Source organism: Spirosoma montaniterrae (assembly GCF_001988955.1).
GTDB classification, from domain to species: Bacteria; Bacteroidota; Bacteroidia; order Cytophagales; family Spirosomataceae; genus Spirosoma; species Spirosoma montaniterrae.
In genome coordinates this window covers 714199-729836 of record NZ_CP014263.1, presented here as the reverse complement: position 1 = coordinate 729836, position 15638 = coordinate 714199, and the positions used below count along the sequence as shown (strand labels likewise).

Annotated in this window: 17 protein-coding genes; 8 read left to right on the top strand and 9 right to left on the bottom strand. The window is 50.8% G+C overall.

The annotated features are described in order from the left end of the window. Nucleotides 1-36: 36 nt before the first annotated feature. The 5 genes from AWR27_RS03130 to AWR27_RS03105 all read right to left on the bottom strand — a co-directional run bounded on the left by AWR27_RS03130 (nt 37) and on the right by AWR27_RS03105 (nt 4023). The gene (locus tag AWR27_RS03130; RefSeq protein ID WP_077129856.1) at nt 37-1395 is read right to left on the bottom strand and encodes a DUF1800 domain-containing protein; all 1359 of its coding nucleotides are present in this window, start codon (nt 1393-1395) and stop codon (nt 37-39) included. A 410-nt stretch (nt 1396-1805) separates the two neighbouring features. Then, complete coding sequence (locus AWR27_RS25670; RefSeq protein ID WP_077129854.1) at nt 1806-2183, bottom strand: hypothetical protein; 378 nt, start codon at nt 2181-2183, stop codon at nt 1806-1808. A gap of 175 nt (nt 2184-2358) precedes the next feature. Further along, complete coding sequence (locus AWR27_RS03115; protein ID WP_077129853.1) at nt 2359-2775, bottom strand: type II toxin-antitoxin system VapC family toxin; 417 nt, start codon at nt 2773-2775, stop codon at nt 2359-2361. Further along, nucleotides 2757-2978 (bottom strand): hypothetical protein, encoded by a 222-nt coding sequence (locus AWR27_RS03110; RefSeq protein WP_077129852.1) that lies wholly within the window; start codon nt 2976-2978, stop codon nt 2757-2759. Before AWR27_RS03110 ends, AWR27_RS03115 begins: the two co-directional genes overlap by 19 nt. 226 nt (nt 2979-3204) lie before the next feature. Beyond that, entirely contained in the window at nt 3205-4023 is an 819-nt protein-coding gene (locus AWR27_RS03105) for an RpnC/YadD family protein (protein WP_077129851.1), read from the bottom strand. A gap of 1347 nt (nt 4024-5370) precedes the next feature. On the opposite strand from AWR27_RS03105, the gene AWR27_RS25955 reads away from it, so the two are divergent. Further along, nucleotides 5371-5496 carry a hypothetical protein gene (locus tag AWR27_RS25955; RefSeq protein ID WP_257788522.1) on the top strand — a complete coding sequence of 42 codons (126 nt, stop codon included), beginning with the start codon at nt 5371-5373 and terminating at the stop codon, nt 5494-5496. Between the two features lie 110 nt (nt 5497-5606). On the opposite strand, the gene AWR27_RS03095 is transcribed toward AWR27_RS25955, so the two are convergent. After that, nucleotides 5607-6332, bottom strand: a complete 726-nt coding sequence (locus tag AWR27_RS03095) for a S1 family peptidase (protein ID WP_077129849.1) — start codon at nt 6330-6332, stop codon at nt 5607-5609. Nucleotides 6333-6462: 130 nt separating this feature from the next. Here AWR27_RS03095 and AWR27_RS03090 point away from each other — a divergent pair, with 130 nt between their 5' ends. Beyond that, on the top strand, nt 6463-6723 hold the full coding sequence (locus tag AWR27_RS03090; RefSeq protein WP_077129848.1) for a hypothetical protein: 261 nt from the start codon (nt 6463-6465) through the stop codon (nt 6721-6723). Here AWR27_RS03090 and AWR27_RS03085 read toward each other — a convergent pair. Further along, nucleotides 6704-7054 (bottom strand): hypothetical protein, encoded by a 351-nt coding sequence (locus AWR27_RS03085; protein ID WP_077129847.1) that lies wholly within the window; start codon nt 7052-7054, stop codon nt 6704-6706. The two genes, AWR27_RS03090 and AWR27_RS03085, sit on opposite strands and share 20 nt — an antisense overlap. Nucleotides 7055-7513: 459 nt before the next feature. Further along, on the bottom strand, nt 7514-9052 hold the full coding sequence (gene amaB / locus AWR27_RS03080) for an L-piperidine-6-carboxylate dehydrogenase (RefSeq protein ID WP_077129846.1): 1539 nt from the start codon (nt 9050-9052) through the stop codon (nt 7514-7516). A gap of 88 nt (nt 9053-9140) precedes the next feature. Here amaB and AWR27_RS03075 point away from each other — a divergent pair, with 88 nt between their 5' ends. The 6 genes from AWR27_RS03075 to AWR27_RS03055 all read left to right on the top strand — a co-directional run bounded on the left by AWR27_RS03075 (nt 9141) and on the right by AWR27_RS03055 (nt 14353). Next, complete coding sequence (locus tag AWR27_RS03075) at nt 9141-9593, top strand: hypothetical protein (RefSeq protein WP_077129845.1); 453 nt, start codon at nt 9141-9143, stop codon at nt 9591-9593. A 53-nt stretch (nt 9594-9646) separates the two neighbouring features. Further along, the gene (locus AWR27_RS03070) at nt 9647-10201 is read left to right on the top strand and encodes an RNA polymerase sigma factor (protein ID WP_077129844.1); all 555 of its coding nucleotides are present in this window, start codon (nt 9647-9649) and stop codon (nt 10199-10201) included. Beyond that, on the top strand, nt 10198-11019 hold the full coding sequence (locus AWR27_RS03065) for an anti-sigma factor (protein ID WP_077129843.1): 822 nt from the start codon (nt 10198-10200) through the stop codon (nt 11017-11019). Before AWR27_RS03070 ends, AWR27_RS03065 begins: the two co-directional genes overlap by 4 nt. Before the next feature lie 148 nt (nt 11020-11167). After that, nucleotides 11168-11656 (top strand): peptide-methionine (R)-S-oxide reductase MsrB, encoded by a 489-nt coding sequence (msrB, locus tag AWR27_RS03060; protein WP_077129842.1) that lies wholly within the window; start codon nt 11168-11170, stop codon nt 11654-11656. 97 nt (nt 11657-11753) lie between these two features. Next, nucleotides 11754-11909, top strand: coding sequence for a hypothetical protein (locus AWR27_RS25665; RefSeq protein ID WP_232325959.1), 156 nt, complete (start codon nt 11754-11756; stop codon nt 11907-11909). After that, nucleotides 11891-14353, top strand: coding sequence for a penicillin-binding protein 1A (locus tag AWR27_RS03055; protein WP_232325958.1), 2463 nt, complete (start codon nt 11891-11893; stop codon nt 14351-14353). Before AWR27_RS25665 ends, AWR27_RS03055 begins: the two co-directional genes overlap by 19 nt. A gap of 113 nt (nt 14354-14466) precedes the next feature. On the opposite strand, the gene AWR27_RS03050 is transcribed toward AWR27_RS03055, so the two are convergent. Beyond that, a complete protein-coding gene (locus AWR27_RS03050) occupies nt 14467-15609 on the bottom strand; it encodes a cellulase family glycosylhydrolase (protein ID WP_077129840.1) in 1143 nt (380 codons plus the stop codon). Nucleotides 15610-15638 lie beyond the last annotated feature (29 nt).

The following is a 15638-nucleotide window of genomic DNA, read 5'->3' as shown; positions in this document are numbered from 1 at the left end:
ATCATTCTGTCATTCAATCATTCAACCACTCAACATTTAGGTGAGTTGGTATTCAGGCAGGCGCATGAGAGCTTTCAGAAATTTCTGAATCCGAACGTCGGCCATTGGCGTATTGGTGGACCAGTTGGCGGCAATGGTTCCGTCGAGGAGCGTATCGAGCAGAAGTTTTTGCTGACTGGCAGCGGGCGATATCGTCAGCATCTGCTGCATTACGTCGCTCACGAATTGTTGCGCATCTTCCGAACTTTTGTAGCTCCGGGCATAGTCGAGCGGCACAACTTTGAACGACAGATTCTGCCCATTCGCACGGCGACCATTTACCAGCGAATCCGAAAAGCCGCCCCGCGCCGGGTACGTGTTCGAGCTGATCCAGTCGCGCTGACCGGGCCAGCCCGCTACGTTCGGCGGGTAAAAAATATACTGCTGCAACGTGCGCGACACATCGGCGATGTAGGCAAGATCGGGCCTTCTGATGTCGAGGTATTTGAGCGAACCAACCGTTAGCTCGACGGGGTTTTTAATTTTCGCGCCCCGGTATTCGGGTTTGTAAAACTCGTCGGCGGTGAGCATAAATCGCAACGCGGCCCCGATGTTGTAATTGGCCTTGCGGAACACGTCGGCCATCTGTTTCACAAACGCTTCGTTGGGTTTGTAGAAGATAAATTCTTTGTAAAGTTTTCGGCAAACAAACTCAGCAGCAGCGTCTTTCGTGAAAATGATATCGACAATATCGGTATAACTAAAATTGCCGGTTTTGCCCAGAAACGTCTTGCTGACGTCGGCGAAGTTGGCTTTGTTGAACGCAACGTCCAGCCCATTCACGCGCCAGCCGGTCAGAGCCATTGCAGCTTGTTTGATGTCGGTTTCGGTGTAATTGCCTATGCCGAGGGTAAAGAGTTCGAGCAATTCGCGGGCATAGTTCTCATTGGGTGCGTTTTTGTTATTCTGCCGCCCGTCGAGGTAAATGAGCATAGCCGGGTCGATGGTCACGTCTTTCACGAACTGCCGAAAATCGCCAAACGCGTGCTGGCGGAAGAGGGCGTTCTGCTTGAACATGTGCTGCGGGTAGTTGACTTTAGCCCGATCTGATACGAAATGATTATGCCAGAACAGCACCATTTTTTCGCGCATCGACGTGCCTTCGGTCAGCATCCGATTCAACCACCAGGTGGTTAGCTCGGCGTAGCGAATGCCCGTATTGGAATCATTGGCGACGGGCGTCTCCGTCACCCAGGGATTGGGGGGCGCAGGCTGGGGCAAACTGGCTAACAGTTCGGCACTGACGAAGGCATCGGCTGAGTTATACGACAAAGCTTTAGCCAAATCAGCGCGGGTGTAGCCAAACAAACAACGCGCCAATAAATGGCGGGCATTGTCGGCGTTCCAGGCAGACATGAGTAGTTGTAGTTTCTGTAGAGAGTAATTGGTTAACAATCGCAACCCGTTAGTTGTATATAGAGGAAATACTACAACTAACTGATTTGCAACTACTTAAATATACGCATGTATCACTATGAGCGTTGCAACAGGTAGTACAAAAAATTTGTCAATGGCACGTAATTAGCTATTTTTGGTAGGGTGCTAAACTTGAGCCTCCCCGTATAAAAGCTGGGAAGTTCCTGCATCAAGGGTAAATCAGGTATTTCGTAATAAAATGACAGCGCAAAAAGCCTGGCGTGAGGATTACAAGCCGGAAGCTGGAATTTGATAAAGAACTTGCCTTGTGGGGCGTACCATTTGTCGCCCGCCCGACGGAAGACGCCCAAGCTTTTGCCAGGAACCAACACCCGCAAAGGCGAAAAATTTTACCTTCTTCGGGCATCAACCACCTCAAAAGGCAAAGGACTTATATTGATGTACTTTAACTCCGGCCAAGTTAAGAAGTATCCGCTTACCAAAAGTTTTACGCTGTCTTGACGAAAGTCAGTAGCTAAGTTGCAGGCACCTAATGGCGCACCGTTGCCGCCACCCGCACGAATCAACTGAAAATTACTCCCTACTCGAACAACCGTAACGGCTAAATCACGAACCATCCCCGCCCGACTAACGTCAACTGTCGAATATCCACAGTTTGCTGGTTGATTCTCAATTGATTTGTCTTCGCAAGCCACCACGACGGATAGCATTATCAAAACATACCAAAATTGCCTCATCGTCAACTTGTTTTCAGACAAGACCCACATACGGGCAATAGGTTGGAATCTGCTTCGCTCAACTCACCTTGCCAGAGCGTTTATCCTGTCGTCAGAACGCTGGCTTACAATCTAAACCTGCCTGTCGGGGCGTTTGGCCCATCAGCCGCAATCCGCCGAGCAAGCAAAAGCCCTGCCCTTTGCGGCCTGTCGCCGGGGATCTGATTTACGCAGATTGAGGGCCGTATTGATGCTTGTACTTAGGCCGATAAAAAGTGATGCCCTCCACAAAATCGAAATCTTTTTTGTTGAAGGTGAATAGTTCAACCGGATACGTTAGGGCGGTTGCCGCAATAATCATATCGGCTATGCCTGGCCGTTTCGCATAATGCTCCCAAGTCAGATTGAGTAATCGGCGCGAGATTTCGGCATCCAAACCAATCACGTTGAACTTGTTGATGGTTTCGACCGTCTTACGCTTTTCGCTGCGTTTCATGCCCACATACATTTCCGCTTCCGAAATCACACTTAAATACAGACGATCAAAACCAAGCTCATCCAATTCCTGAACCATCACCGGCACTCCTCGGAAATAGTCAAACAATACATTAGAATCGCACAGGACTATTTTCTTTTTGGCCATGCTTTTACCCGGATTGAGGCCATTGTGCGTTCGTCATTCGTCCAGATACCACCAAAAGCGGCTGGAGTCTCGCCGGATTTAGCGTTGCTCTTGCGTAGGAGTGGAATGTTTATTTCGGGTTCTGGCTCAATTTGAATGCCGTTTTCACTCAACAACTTTATCGCTTTGGCGTAGTCCTTATCGTTGACAGTTAGTATTTTCATCGTCCTGGAGTGTATAACGCAATATTACAACAACCCAGGCATTAATTTAGCTCGTCACCAACAGCATTTCTCATGCCACAAGCAACTCGACCCTATCTATCCAAACCTGCCTGTCGGGGCGTTTGGCCCATCAGCCGAAACCCGCCGAGCAACCAAAAGCCTGCCCTCTTCGGCCTGCATCCTTTCACCAGAAACTTGCCCACCCAGAGTAACAGTAAAGAGAGAGTTATTTGTCGGCTGAAAGTTTCTGCTTAACATTCTTCACAAACTCGACCGACACTCCGGCGATGTCGGCAATTTGTTCAAGACTGTAATTTAACTTTCTTAAAAGACTGGCGACTACCTTTGCCTCTCCTTTTTCTTCTCCTTTGTCAAAACCGACCATGTAAGCCGCGTCTTTCTCAACACTTACAAACTTGGTGATACTGTCCATAGCTATTTCTTTCAGATTATTACCTAAATTACGCAATTGCGCCAATACCCGCAACTGCTTGAAATACTTCTTCAACAGAAAATCCCCACTGGCCGTTTCCTCAATTCGCTGAATAATTTGCTCTAACGCTTTTTCGGAACTATCCCCTCTGAAGTCAGCAAGAACCCCTAAAACCACTTCTTCGGGTCGCGCTGATTTCAAGAAGAAGTTATAATCCAAGTCGGCAAACGAAATCAGCGGAAAGTCAAATTTCATCCGCTTTCGGTTAAGGCGTGTTGGCATCTGGGGCTTAGTCGCTCCCAAATAAATCACGTATTGCTCGACTGGAATTTCGTATTTGCGCTCCAGCATAACGTAGTACTCAGCCATGCGATAAACCATCTTTGGCTCGTCAGCTACCTGAAACTCAATTTGTAGAACATACGTATCGCCGTGGCTGTCAGTTATTTTCTTTAGGGCATCAGGCTTCCGTTCTTTGGTGTGCTGAATGTCGTCAGGCAACTCCTCTGACGAAACAGCCGTGATACCAAGGATGTTTTGCATCAAACTCGGTATCACGGCTTCAATGTTCTCTTTAAAAATCTTGTCGTACTGACTGGCTTGTTTACCCATGCGGTAAAAGTAGCCAAAACCGTATGGAAAGTTAGCTGGGTTAGCAGTCAATCAACACATAAGCAAGGTAGCTATTGTAGCTCATGCGTTTTTCCGGGTTCGTTCGCCCGCGAATCACGGAGGATGGCGGCCTGCCTTAGCTTTGTGCAACGGCTACTTCTTGTACCTAAAAACTAAGTAGCTTACAACCAACGGGTAATAAGTGCCGTCATTAATTCGATAGGCCCCATTAGCACCTAACTGCTGGCACTCCCTGCGAAGCTTTTGCTTCACTTCCACATCTATGTTTAAAGAAGGTCTGCCATTGACTGACAGAGAGACAACTCCTAATTGCTCAATGTCTTGAGGAATTTCCCTCTCCAAGAGAAAAACCCTGAATGAAGACGTATCGGCCTGTAAATCTCCGCTCACCTGAGCAAGTGGCTTAGTTTTAGAGGTGACACAAGCAGATAGGCAAATGCTTACAACAAGTGAAGCAAAAAACGAGCGCATTACTACGTGCTGCATTATCAGTGTTTATTTATCCCACTTAATTGCACTATAACCTTTGTTGCACGAAACCCGGAAATGTAAGCTTAGACACACCCCTACTCGAACAACCGTAACGGCTAAATCACGGACCATCCCCGCCCGACTAACGTCAACTGTCGAATATCCACAGTTTACAGTTTGATTCTCAATTGATTTGTCTTTGCAAGCCACCACGACGGATAGCATTATCAAGACATACCAAAATTGCCTCATCGTCAACTTGTTTTCAGACAAGACCCACATACGGGCAATAGGTTGGAATCTGCTTCGCTCAATTCACCTTGCCGGAGCGTTTACCCTGTCGTCAGGACGCTGGCTGACAATCTAAGCCTGTCTGTCGGGGCGTTTGGCCCATCAGCCGCAATCCGCCGAGCAAGCAAAAGCCCTGTCCTCTTCGGCCTGCAACTTGTCGCCCGCGACCCGGAAATGGAAGCACTTTATGGACTTGCACCCAACGCCTGCGGGGGTTGATGGTGAGCGAAGCGAGCCTTTACACCCCCGCCCACGTTGGGAGTCGAAACCTCTTTTCGGGACGTGCCTGCTGTCAACCGAGACACAGCCCCACCACCGGAGCAAACCCACGAAACACCAACCATCCGCGCCGAGCGCGAAGCTCACAACGCACGAAGCCGATTTTGCCGAGCCAAACCAGAGTTCCCTTGCGGGAGCGTTCGCTTTGTCGACCGGAGCTGACCAACGCAGAAACTCTTTGACTAACAGCAACTTGATTTATTCAGGCGTTCGCACCGTCAGCCGAAAGACGGACCTTGAAGCCCAAAATCTGACCCACTCCGGCCCCGCCTTGCGGGGCAAGCTGTGCGCTTTGTCGACCGAAAGACCGACCACAAGCAACCCGACGATCCCAGCGGCAAGCAACCTGTCAGCCGCGACCCTGAAATGGAAGCACGGCCTGCACCGACGCCCAACGCCAACGGGGGCTGATGGGGCGTAGCCCCTTTACACCCCCGTTTTGTTGGGTGAAAACTCTGTGCCGGGGGCGAGCCTACTGTCAACGGAGAGATGGCAGCGCGGAGCGGACGCAACTCCCCGTGTTAAACATTATTAGCCTCATTGATGATTGAATGTTGTAAAATGTTGGGTGTCCAGTGTGTAAAAGATTCTGCCCTAACAGCGTATCCAACATTACCTCCTTCTTTCTCCCCGACATATATTCCAAACACTTTCCATTTATCTTGCCCCACTGATGACTTCAAGACCAAAGGACCGCCAGAAGCTCCACCACCAATCGTTTCGCTTACTTCATAAAATTGTGTCCCCCTAAAAATTATGGTGGGATAGAGTTCTCTAGAAATTCTTCTTCTGACATAGCCTTGTGTAAAAACTAATTCAGGTCTTTCTAAAGCATCTTCGTCTAGCATTTTCATTTCTTCAGCAATTGAGCGTGGGAATCCCCAACAATGGTACTCACAACTCGAATTTTGTGGCATGTCAGTAACTGTCAAAAAAGACTTCCAGCCTTCTCCCTGTAATTTGACAATTCCAACATCTTCTGTAGGGTGTTTTTCAAATCCGATGAGTTCAAAGACATACCAATTTGAGTCACTCTGGAACAGACCAATCATTACATCGAATTCAGATTTTATACCATCCTGTAACTGATCAATAACATGGGCTGCTGTAAGAGCATAACCATTGTTGCCGATGAGAAAACCTGTCCCAATCAGCTCTCTATAGCTATATGAATCAGTTGACCGATCTTTTGAAGCAATTGCGATTGGAAATACGTAGTCGTGGAGTCTATCACTTTGATTGAACATATTTGGTCTTTGGTACTCTTGTTTAGTTTATGTTTAAAACAGATGTTCTTCGTTGCGCGAATGCGCTATTGGTGTCCTTTTTCACAACTGCTTGTGTGGGCAGATTTGCCCTACACAAAACACAAGCAACATGAACCAGATACTTTTGGCTATTCTCAGCGAATTAGGGTTTGACATTCAAGAACATACCCGTTTAGTGATTGGCATCAAACAAATTAAAGGCAGCGATTGCCTCTCGATCTATGTTGATACCAAAGAGAACATTTTTGATCTCAAACATTCAGCGGGTTTCTTTTCCAATTGGGTTATTCGGCGGCAATGCTTTGCAGACCCCACTGAGATAAAAACGTTGTTGCAAGCCAACGACGTTTTTAATCACGGACGTGTCTAATAAGCTCATTAATGGCTGATTCGGCGGAACCAATCACTTGCTGATACCAGAACGAATCATCATGATGAACCGCTCCTAAATCTTTGTCGTTTGGATCTGGTTTGACTTGCTTGCTGAACGCTTTGGCATTTTCCAAAACTGCTTTTAGGCGTTGAACGGCCAGTTCTACTTCCTTTTTAAGCTGACCAGTTGTTTGTACCGATTCCAAAAACTCAATAGCCGCCCGCAAGTCCTGTTGGATGCGTTGGGGGCTTTCAATATTGTAATGGAGGTAGTTGGTAACTGAGCGTTTAAAGTCATTAAGACGGTAGATGTATTCTTTTGTTGTCATGGTGATGAACTGAATAACAAAGGCGTTAGTGTTGTCGAACGGAGATGGCCAACGCGACAAGCCTGCCACTCACGCGAGTGAGGCTTGTCGCACGAAAGCTGGCAACGCACCACCCGACGGCTCCACAGGCGGGCAACCTGTCACGCGAAACCCGGAAATGGAAGCACGGCCTGCACCGACGCCCAACGAATTATTGTACGCGAATTTGCGAAACTATGAATGTACGATAACCTGACTATTAACTGATTTTAGTTCCGCAGTTTTCAACAGTTAATGATTGCGTCGGCCTGTTACGCAAACAAATAACTACCTTCCACCCAGCGTCCGCAAGCCACGCTACGCGAATTGACTAAACGGTGGATTTTTAGCCTACAAATGGTACGAATCACATAAACCCCGCCCGAAATCCATCCGCGAAAAGCTGTGTCATCCGTACCATCTGTGTGCCATCTCATTAGTTTACAACTCAAACGTAATGCCTTGCGCCAACGGTAGGGTAGTGCCGTAGTTGATGGTGTTGGTTTGCCGGCGCATGTAAGCTTTCCAGGCATCGGAGCCGGATTCACGACCACCGCCGGTTTCTTTTTCGCCCCCGAACGCTCCGCCAATTTCGGCCCCAGACGTGCCAATGTTTACGTTTGCAATGCCGCAATCAGACCCTGCCGCCGACAGGAATCGCTCGGCTTCGCGCATGTTTAGCGTGAAAATAGACGACGATAGGCCCTGCGGTACACCGTTCTGCTGGGCAATGGCGTCGTCGAGGGTGGTGTAGCGGAGCAAATACAGAATCGGTGCAAAGGTTTCGTGCTGCACAATGGGCCAGTGATTTTCGGCTTCGGCAATGCATGGCTTCACGTAACAGCCCGACTCGAAACCCAGCCCGCTCAACACACCCGGCTCCACCACAAACCGCCCGCCCTGATCATAAACCGCCTTTACGGCTGCCTGATAACCCGCAACGGCCTGTGTATCAATTAGCGGGCCAACATGAAACGATTCGTCTAACGGGTTGCCGATGCGAAGTTGAGCGTAAGCATGTTTAAGCCGTTTTTTCACATCGTTGTAAATGCTGTCCTGCACAATGAGTCGGCGAGTGGTGGTGCAGCGTTGCCCCGCCGTACCGACCGCGCCAAATACAATGGCCGGAATCGCCAGATCGAGGTCGGCGTGTTCCGATACGATGATGGCGTTGTTGCCGCCCAGTTCGAGCAGGCTCCGGCCCAGCCGCCCGGCCACGGCTTCGGCTACGGCCTTGCCCATGCGGGTGCTGCCCGTTGCCGATAGAAGCGCAATGCGCGGGTCGCGGGCCAGCCACTCGCCCACGTCGCGTCCGCCCGTTACCAGACACGAGACGCCCTCCGGCACATCGTTGTTACGCAGCACGTCGCCAATAATCTGCTGGCAGGCCAAAGCCGTGAGCGGTGTTTTCTCCGACGGTTTCCAGATGCAGACGTCGCCACATACCCATGCCAGCATCGCATTCCATGACCACACCGCTACCGGGAAATTGAACGCCGAAATAATGCCGACAACGCCCAGCGGATGCCACTGCTCGAGCATTCGGTGTGCCGGGCGTTCGGAGTGCATCGACAGGCCGTAAAGCTGCCGCGACAAACCCACGGCAAAGTCGCAGATGTCGATAATTTCCTGCACCTCGCCAAGTCCTTCCTGAAGCGATTTCCCCATTTCGTAGCTAACGAGCGTACCAAGTTCGCGTTTATAGCGTCGAAACTGATCGCCCATTTGCCGGACAATTTCGCCCCGGCGCGGTGCCGGAACCAATCGCCACCCGGCAAAAGCCGCCTGTGCTATTTCAACAACCCGGTCGTAATCGGCGCGGGTAGACAGATGAACGCGGGCAATTAGCTGACCGTCGGCGGGTGAGTACGAGTCAATTGTTTTCTCGGTTCGGTCCGCCGTTGCGGAGTGCCAGAACTGCTGCCCGGTGCTGGTGCCGGGCTTGACGGGTTGGGCGGGCAGCGGAAGAATAGACTGCATAAATTTGGTTTATAATTATTGTTGATACAGCAAAACTACCCGTCGATTCGTAAACAAGCACCGGCGTCAGGTAAACTTTTTAATGCGAATGCGGTTAGAAAATCAGGTACTAAACGCTCAACGAGCCTACAACGTTATGAAACTCAACAACACACTGCCCCTGCTCCTGCTGGGTTTTGCGCTGGCAGGCACTGCCACGTTCGCCCAGACTACCCCTCCTGGTACGGCCACGCCAACTACATATCCGCAGGGTGCCGTTGTACCCGACTCCAGTACCCTGACCGGGTCTGCCGGGCAAGATCGGAAGCAGGACCGCAAACGCAACCGGCGCAACCGCATGAATCAGAACAACCGCCCGACAGAAAATACCAGCGAACAGGATGCCCGCTACCGGCAGGGTGCTGTTAGCAACGGCACGACCATCAATAATAGCAACACAACAAACGAAAACAGCAAAAACGTAACCACCGCCCCTACTGGCGTAGGGAGCAACCCAAATACCAGTAACCCGAATAGTAACACACGTCCTCCCCGGCTTTGATGTGGCCGCTGTAGATTTTCTGCTATATTTGGCCCTGTCTAACCCCTTCCTTTGTGAAACGCCAGTCTTCTTTAGTCTCGGAAAGCGTTTTGATCGAAAAGCTGAACAGGCGCGATCAACAGGCTTTCCAGTGGCTTTATGACCAATACTCGCCCGCCCTGTATGGGGTGGTACTGCGTATTGTTCGGGATGAGGACCAGGCTCAGGATTTATTGCAGGACATCTTCGTTAAAATCTGGAAGAATCTCGACAGCTACGATGCTGCCAAAGGGCGTCTGTTTACCTGGATGCTCAATGTAGCCAGAAATACGGCTATTGATTCCTTACGGGCACGCAAAAGCCAGCCGTTCGGCGCAATCCGTACCGACGAAGAGAACGTACATATAGTTGACCGCCAGCATAATACTGAGCAACCCAATCCTGAACACATTGGCATTCAAGAGATTGTTAGCCAGTTGCGGCCCGAGCGAAAACAGTTGATCGATTTGGTTTATTTTGCAGGCTATACCCACGAGGAAGCTGCCGAAGAACTGAATCTACCACTGGGTACGGTGAAGACCCGCATTCGAGCCGCTTTGCAGGAGTTAAAGCAACTATTTAAATCATGAACGTAACGGAGTATATAGCGTCGGGCATTCTGGAATCATACGTTATGGGCGCGGTGAGCGATCAGGAACGGCGTGAGGTCGAATGCCTGTCGTCTATTTATCCTGAAATTAAACAAGAACTTGACCAGCTTTCCGATGCCCTTGAAAACTACGCGCTGCTGTATAGCGTAGAACCACCTACATCGGTCAAAGACAAGCTGCTGAAGGAGTTGGATTTCAGCCAGCCGGAAGAGGAAAAGACAATTGTTCGCCCTATGCCGGTCAATCGGTCGGAGGGCGGGCGTACCTACGCCGTAACGTGGGTTGTGGCCGCATCGGCGGCTCTGCTGCTGTTGTTATTTTCGTTTTTTCTCCTGTCGCAACTACGCACCAATCAGGAAACGCTGGCATCGCTGCGGGCGGCCAATGGTTCGCTTCAGTCGGAAGTCCGGCAGTTGCGCGACCATCAGACGCAGAACGAACAAACGCTGGCAATGCTGCGGCAACCCGGCACCCGCACGTTGGAACTGCTTGGCAACGAGAAGGCCCCCAAAGGCAACGTGCTGGTATACTGGAATGCCCGTAATCGGCAAATAGCGATTGAAGTACGGTCATTGCCCGCCCTGCCCCCCGATCAGCAATACCAGCTCTGGTCGCTGGTCGATGGTAAGCCTATCGATGCGGGGGTGTTCGATGGCAACAACGTAACGACCGCCATTCAACGCATGAACCGACCCATTAGCCAGGCCGATTCGTTTGCCATTACGGTCGAAAAGCGGGGGGGCAACCCTACGCCTACCCTCTCTACGCTGCTCGCGATTACGCCGGTCGATGCCTGAACGCGGTACGTGTTTTCTGTGTTTTTATTATGTCGTTGCTGACAGCGTCTCTCATCGCTGTTTCATGCCCGTTACAACTTGCGTGAACCAAAATCTGAGCTGTATGCTGCAACGTATATTGACGTAAAACCTGTCAATCACAAAACATATGAAAGCAAGCATTTTAGCCGTAGCGGTACTATTGGCGCTGTCGGCGTTTCTGACGCCCAGCCGACCCCTTCTGCATGACGATACGCCACCGGGCGGTCGGCGGGTGGTAAAAACCAATGCCGAATGGAAGAAAATTTTGACACCCGACCAGTATGCCGTACTGCGCGAACATGGCACCGAACGGGCGTTTACCAGTCCGCTCAACGACATTCACGACAACGGCGTTTTCTATTGTGCGGGCTGTCATAACCCACTCTTCTCGTCGGACCACAAATTCAATTCGGGCACGGGCTGGCCGAGTTTTTACAAACCCATCGCCAAAAACGCTGTAAAAGAAGCGGTTGACAAAAGTTACGGCATGGTGCGGACAGAAGTTCTATGTAATGTGTGCGGAGGTCATTTAGGGCATGTTTTTGAGGATGGCCCCAAACCAACCGGCCTACGCTATTGCATGAACGGCGTTGCCATGACGTTTGAGAAGAAATAGGGCAAAAAATGCGTTATATTTGGCACCCCGGCTGCGGATTGGCGGTCGGGGTACTACCATTTTTAGCCATCCGATTCCTTCGATTTACGACGCATGAGTGAAAATAGGGAGCGATTTCGCGCCATCCGACACGCCTTCGGAGTTTTTCGGCAACGGGTCCGACAACGCCGGAACCAGTTGGGTGATGTTCGGCGCGGAGTTGGTCGACAGCTTTATCGACAAACGGCACGGGTTGTGGGAGAAGAACGAGTAAACTCGTGGACAACCTCCGGGCGTGACACATATAATTCGTACCGTTACGAGTTCAGGGCGTTTGTGCATCGGTACATCGACCCCGATGCCTGGTATTACCCGTACCTGAAAAATACTGTCAAAGTAGCTGGCTACGGTGCGCTGGCGTTGGGTTTCTACGTGTTCATGCTCAACTATAATTTCCTGTGGCTGACCGGATCGATGCCGAGCGTGGCTGAGCTGAAGAACCCAAAACTGAATCAGGCATCGGAAATTTACTCGCAGGATGGGGTGATGATCGGTAAGTTTTACGCCGAAAACCGAACGCCCATCAAGCTTGAAAATATCCCGAAACCGCTCATCGACGCGCTGATTGCAACCGAAGACGTGCGCTTCTACGACCACAGCGGTATCGACCCGCGTGCCATTCTACGAGCCTTAGCCAGCTTGGGGCGCGACGGGGGCGGTTCGACCATTACCCAGCAGTTAGCAAAAAACCTGTTCAAAACCCGCCGAAAGCAGGATCGGGGCGTACTGACGCGCATTCCGGGCGTTCGGGCCATTGTGTATAAGTCGAAAGAATGGCTGATGGCCCTGAAATTAGAAAGCAATTTCAGCAAGGATGAGATCATTACGTATTATTTCAACACGGTTGATTTTGGCAGCAACTCGTTTGGGCTGAAAACAGCCGCACGTACCTTTTTCAATAAAGTGCCCGACAGCCTGAATGTGCAGGAAGGGGCCGTGCTGGTGGGTTTGCAGAAAGCCACTACAGCCTACAACCCGCTCAAAAACCCGAAACGGTCGAAAGAACGCCGGAATGTGGTGCTGGCTCAGATGGCGAAATACAAATTCCTGACCAAAAGCCAGTCTGATTCAATTAGTGCGCTGCCGTTAGTGACGGAGTTCACACCCGAAAATCCGTATTCAGGCCCGGCCAGTTATCTGAAAAACGCGGTGCAGGATTACGTCAAAAAATGGGGCGAAGAAAACGGCTATGACCTTTATACCGACGGGCTGCGGATTATTACAACTATCGACTCGCGGATGCAAACGTATGCAGAAGATGCAACGAGCGAGAAAATGAAGCAGTTGCAGCGCACCTTCGACAACCACTGGCGGGGCCGCAAACCCTGGACCGACGAAGACGGCAACGAACTGCCCGGCTTTATCGACTCGGTGGCCCGGCGCACCGAACGCTACAAAACCCTGAGCAAACGATTCTTGCCGCTCTACCCCGACTCCATCATGTACTACATGAAAAACAAGAAGTACAAGATGCGGGTGTTTAGCTGGGATAAAAAACGTGGCTACGATTCGACCGAGATGACCCCCTACGACTCGATTGCTTACTACAAACGGTTTTTGCAATCGGGTATGGTGGCGATGGACCCGCACACGGGCTACATTCGGGCATGGGTGGGTGGTTTAAACTATGACTACTTCAAATACGATCACGTAAAGCAGGGTAAACGCCAGCCGGGTTCAACCTTCAAACCGTTTGTATATACAGCCGCTATAGACGATACGCTGATTAATTTAGGCCCCTGCGACCGCATTCAGGACCGGCCTTTCCGAAAGGAATACCGCGAAAACGGTGAAGACAAAATTTGGGAACCCCGAAACTCAACGGGTTACTATTCGTATTCGCGCCTGACGCTGCGCCGGGCTATGGCACGTTCGGTTAACTCCATAACGGCCCAGCTTACCGACGATGTAGGGCCGGAGCGCGTGGCCGAATATGCCCACCGCATGGGCATCAAGAGCCGATTGGAAGCCGTACCGTCTATCGGCTTAGGCTCGTCCGATGTCTCGCTGTATGAGTTGGTAGGAGCTTATTGCACGTTCATGAACGATGGAGAAGCCATTGAGCCAATGATCGTGCAGCGAATAGAAGACCGTGACGGGAATGTAATCGAAACCTTTGCCACGAAGAAAAAACGCGCTATCAGCCCCGAAACGGCATTTCTGATGCGCTTTATGTTGCAGGGCGGTTTGCAGGAACCGGGCGGCACTTCGCAAAATCTGTGGTCGTTCAACCTGTTTAAGAATGGTAACGAGATGGGCGGCAAAACCGGCACCACTTCCAACAACTCCGACGGGTGGTTTGTGGGTGTATCCGACAAATTGGTAGTAGGCGCGTGGGTGGGTGGCGACGACCGAAGTATTCACTTCCGCTCGACCGACCTCGGCGAAGGGGCCAAAACGGCGTTGCCATTAGTAGGGCGTTTCTTAGAAAAGGTTTATGCCGACTCTAAATTCAAAAATCTGCAAGGTCCGTTTCCCAAACCTTCGGTCGAAATCACGAAAGAATACCAGAATTGCGGCTATTCGTATGATGAAGAAGCGGCAAGTGAATCAGATTCAACTGGCGTTGACGAAGTTGTCGGCGATTCAACCTTTGTGCCTACCGCCCCCGCACCCGATGTAGTGCCTCCCCCCGCCGATACGACCGTGAATCAGTGATGATTCGGAGAAAGCATTTTAGATGAGATGTGTCATATGGCTGGCACTGTAGAGACGCAACCCTTTGCGTCTCCCTCGCGCCAGCCATACAACAATGCCACGTCAATAGGGTATTACTTTACTCCTGTAGCCTGTTTGATGGCGGCTGTTTCGGCGGGGTCGATGGGTGTGAGGTCGGGTTTGTAAACTTCATGGAACCATACCGATGGTTCCCGACCGTTCACGTAAGGTTTCTGCCAGCTATCCCACGGCAGGTAGGTTTGCGTTTTTCCGGCTACAAAACCCCAGTTCATCATACCCACTTTTGCTTTTTTGGCAATGGGCAGGTGCGTTTGGAATTTGCTGTCGGCACCACGGGCCATAAATTCAGTGCAAATTACCGGGCGGCCCATCTTCTGTAATACCGGAATTATTTTTTCCAGCGCGTCGGCAGTGGAATACTGGTGGAACGTGATAATGTCCGACTGCTCGAACTGCACTTTTTCCATTGGCGTCCACTTGGCCGGATTGCTCCAGTCGTGGCCGTCCCAAAAAATCCAGACGCCCGACGTGAGCGGTTGCGTAGGTCCGGCTTCGCGGCTCCAGCGAAACACGTCGGGCAACAGGCGCGTTACGATGGCTATTTTTCTGTCTTTGGGCATTTCTGTTTTGATGGTGTGGTTCTGCCCATAACTGTTGTCGTTGGTATTATCGGGTTCGTTCCACATGTCCCACGCCAGAATGCGTTTATCGTTTTTAAACGCGCCAACCACGCCTTTTACATACGCTTCCAGACGCGGATACTGCGACACGTCGCTGAGGGCGTCGGCACCGGGGCTTTGCAGCCAGCCAGAGTTGTGAATGCCCGGCATTGGGTCGCGCTGTTTGCCCAGTTTGGGATTAGGGTCCCAGCACGAATCGAACAGCACCAGCATAGGCCGGATATTGTGTTTGGCGCAAATACCCAGAAACTGATCTAACCGCTTCTTAAACCCTTCGGCATCCTGTTGCCAAAGCAGATCATGCAGAAACACGCGCATGGTATTCATGCCGATGCTTTTTGCCAAAGCCAGTTCTTTATCAATCGTTTGCGGATCGAAGGTTTCGGCCTGAAACATTTCCAGTTCGTTGATGGCGTTGGCCGGGGCATAGTTTGAGCCAACCAAAAACGGCTCTTTGGCATACCAGGCGTTGGCTTTTTGCGCCGACCAGCGGGCGTTCTGTCCAAACGACAGGGTAGTAATCAGAAAAAAGACTAAGAATGACAGTTTTTTCATAATGAAATCGGGTTTAGATGAAAAGAAAG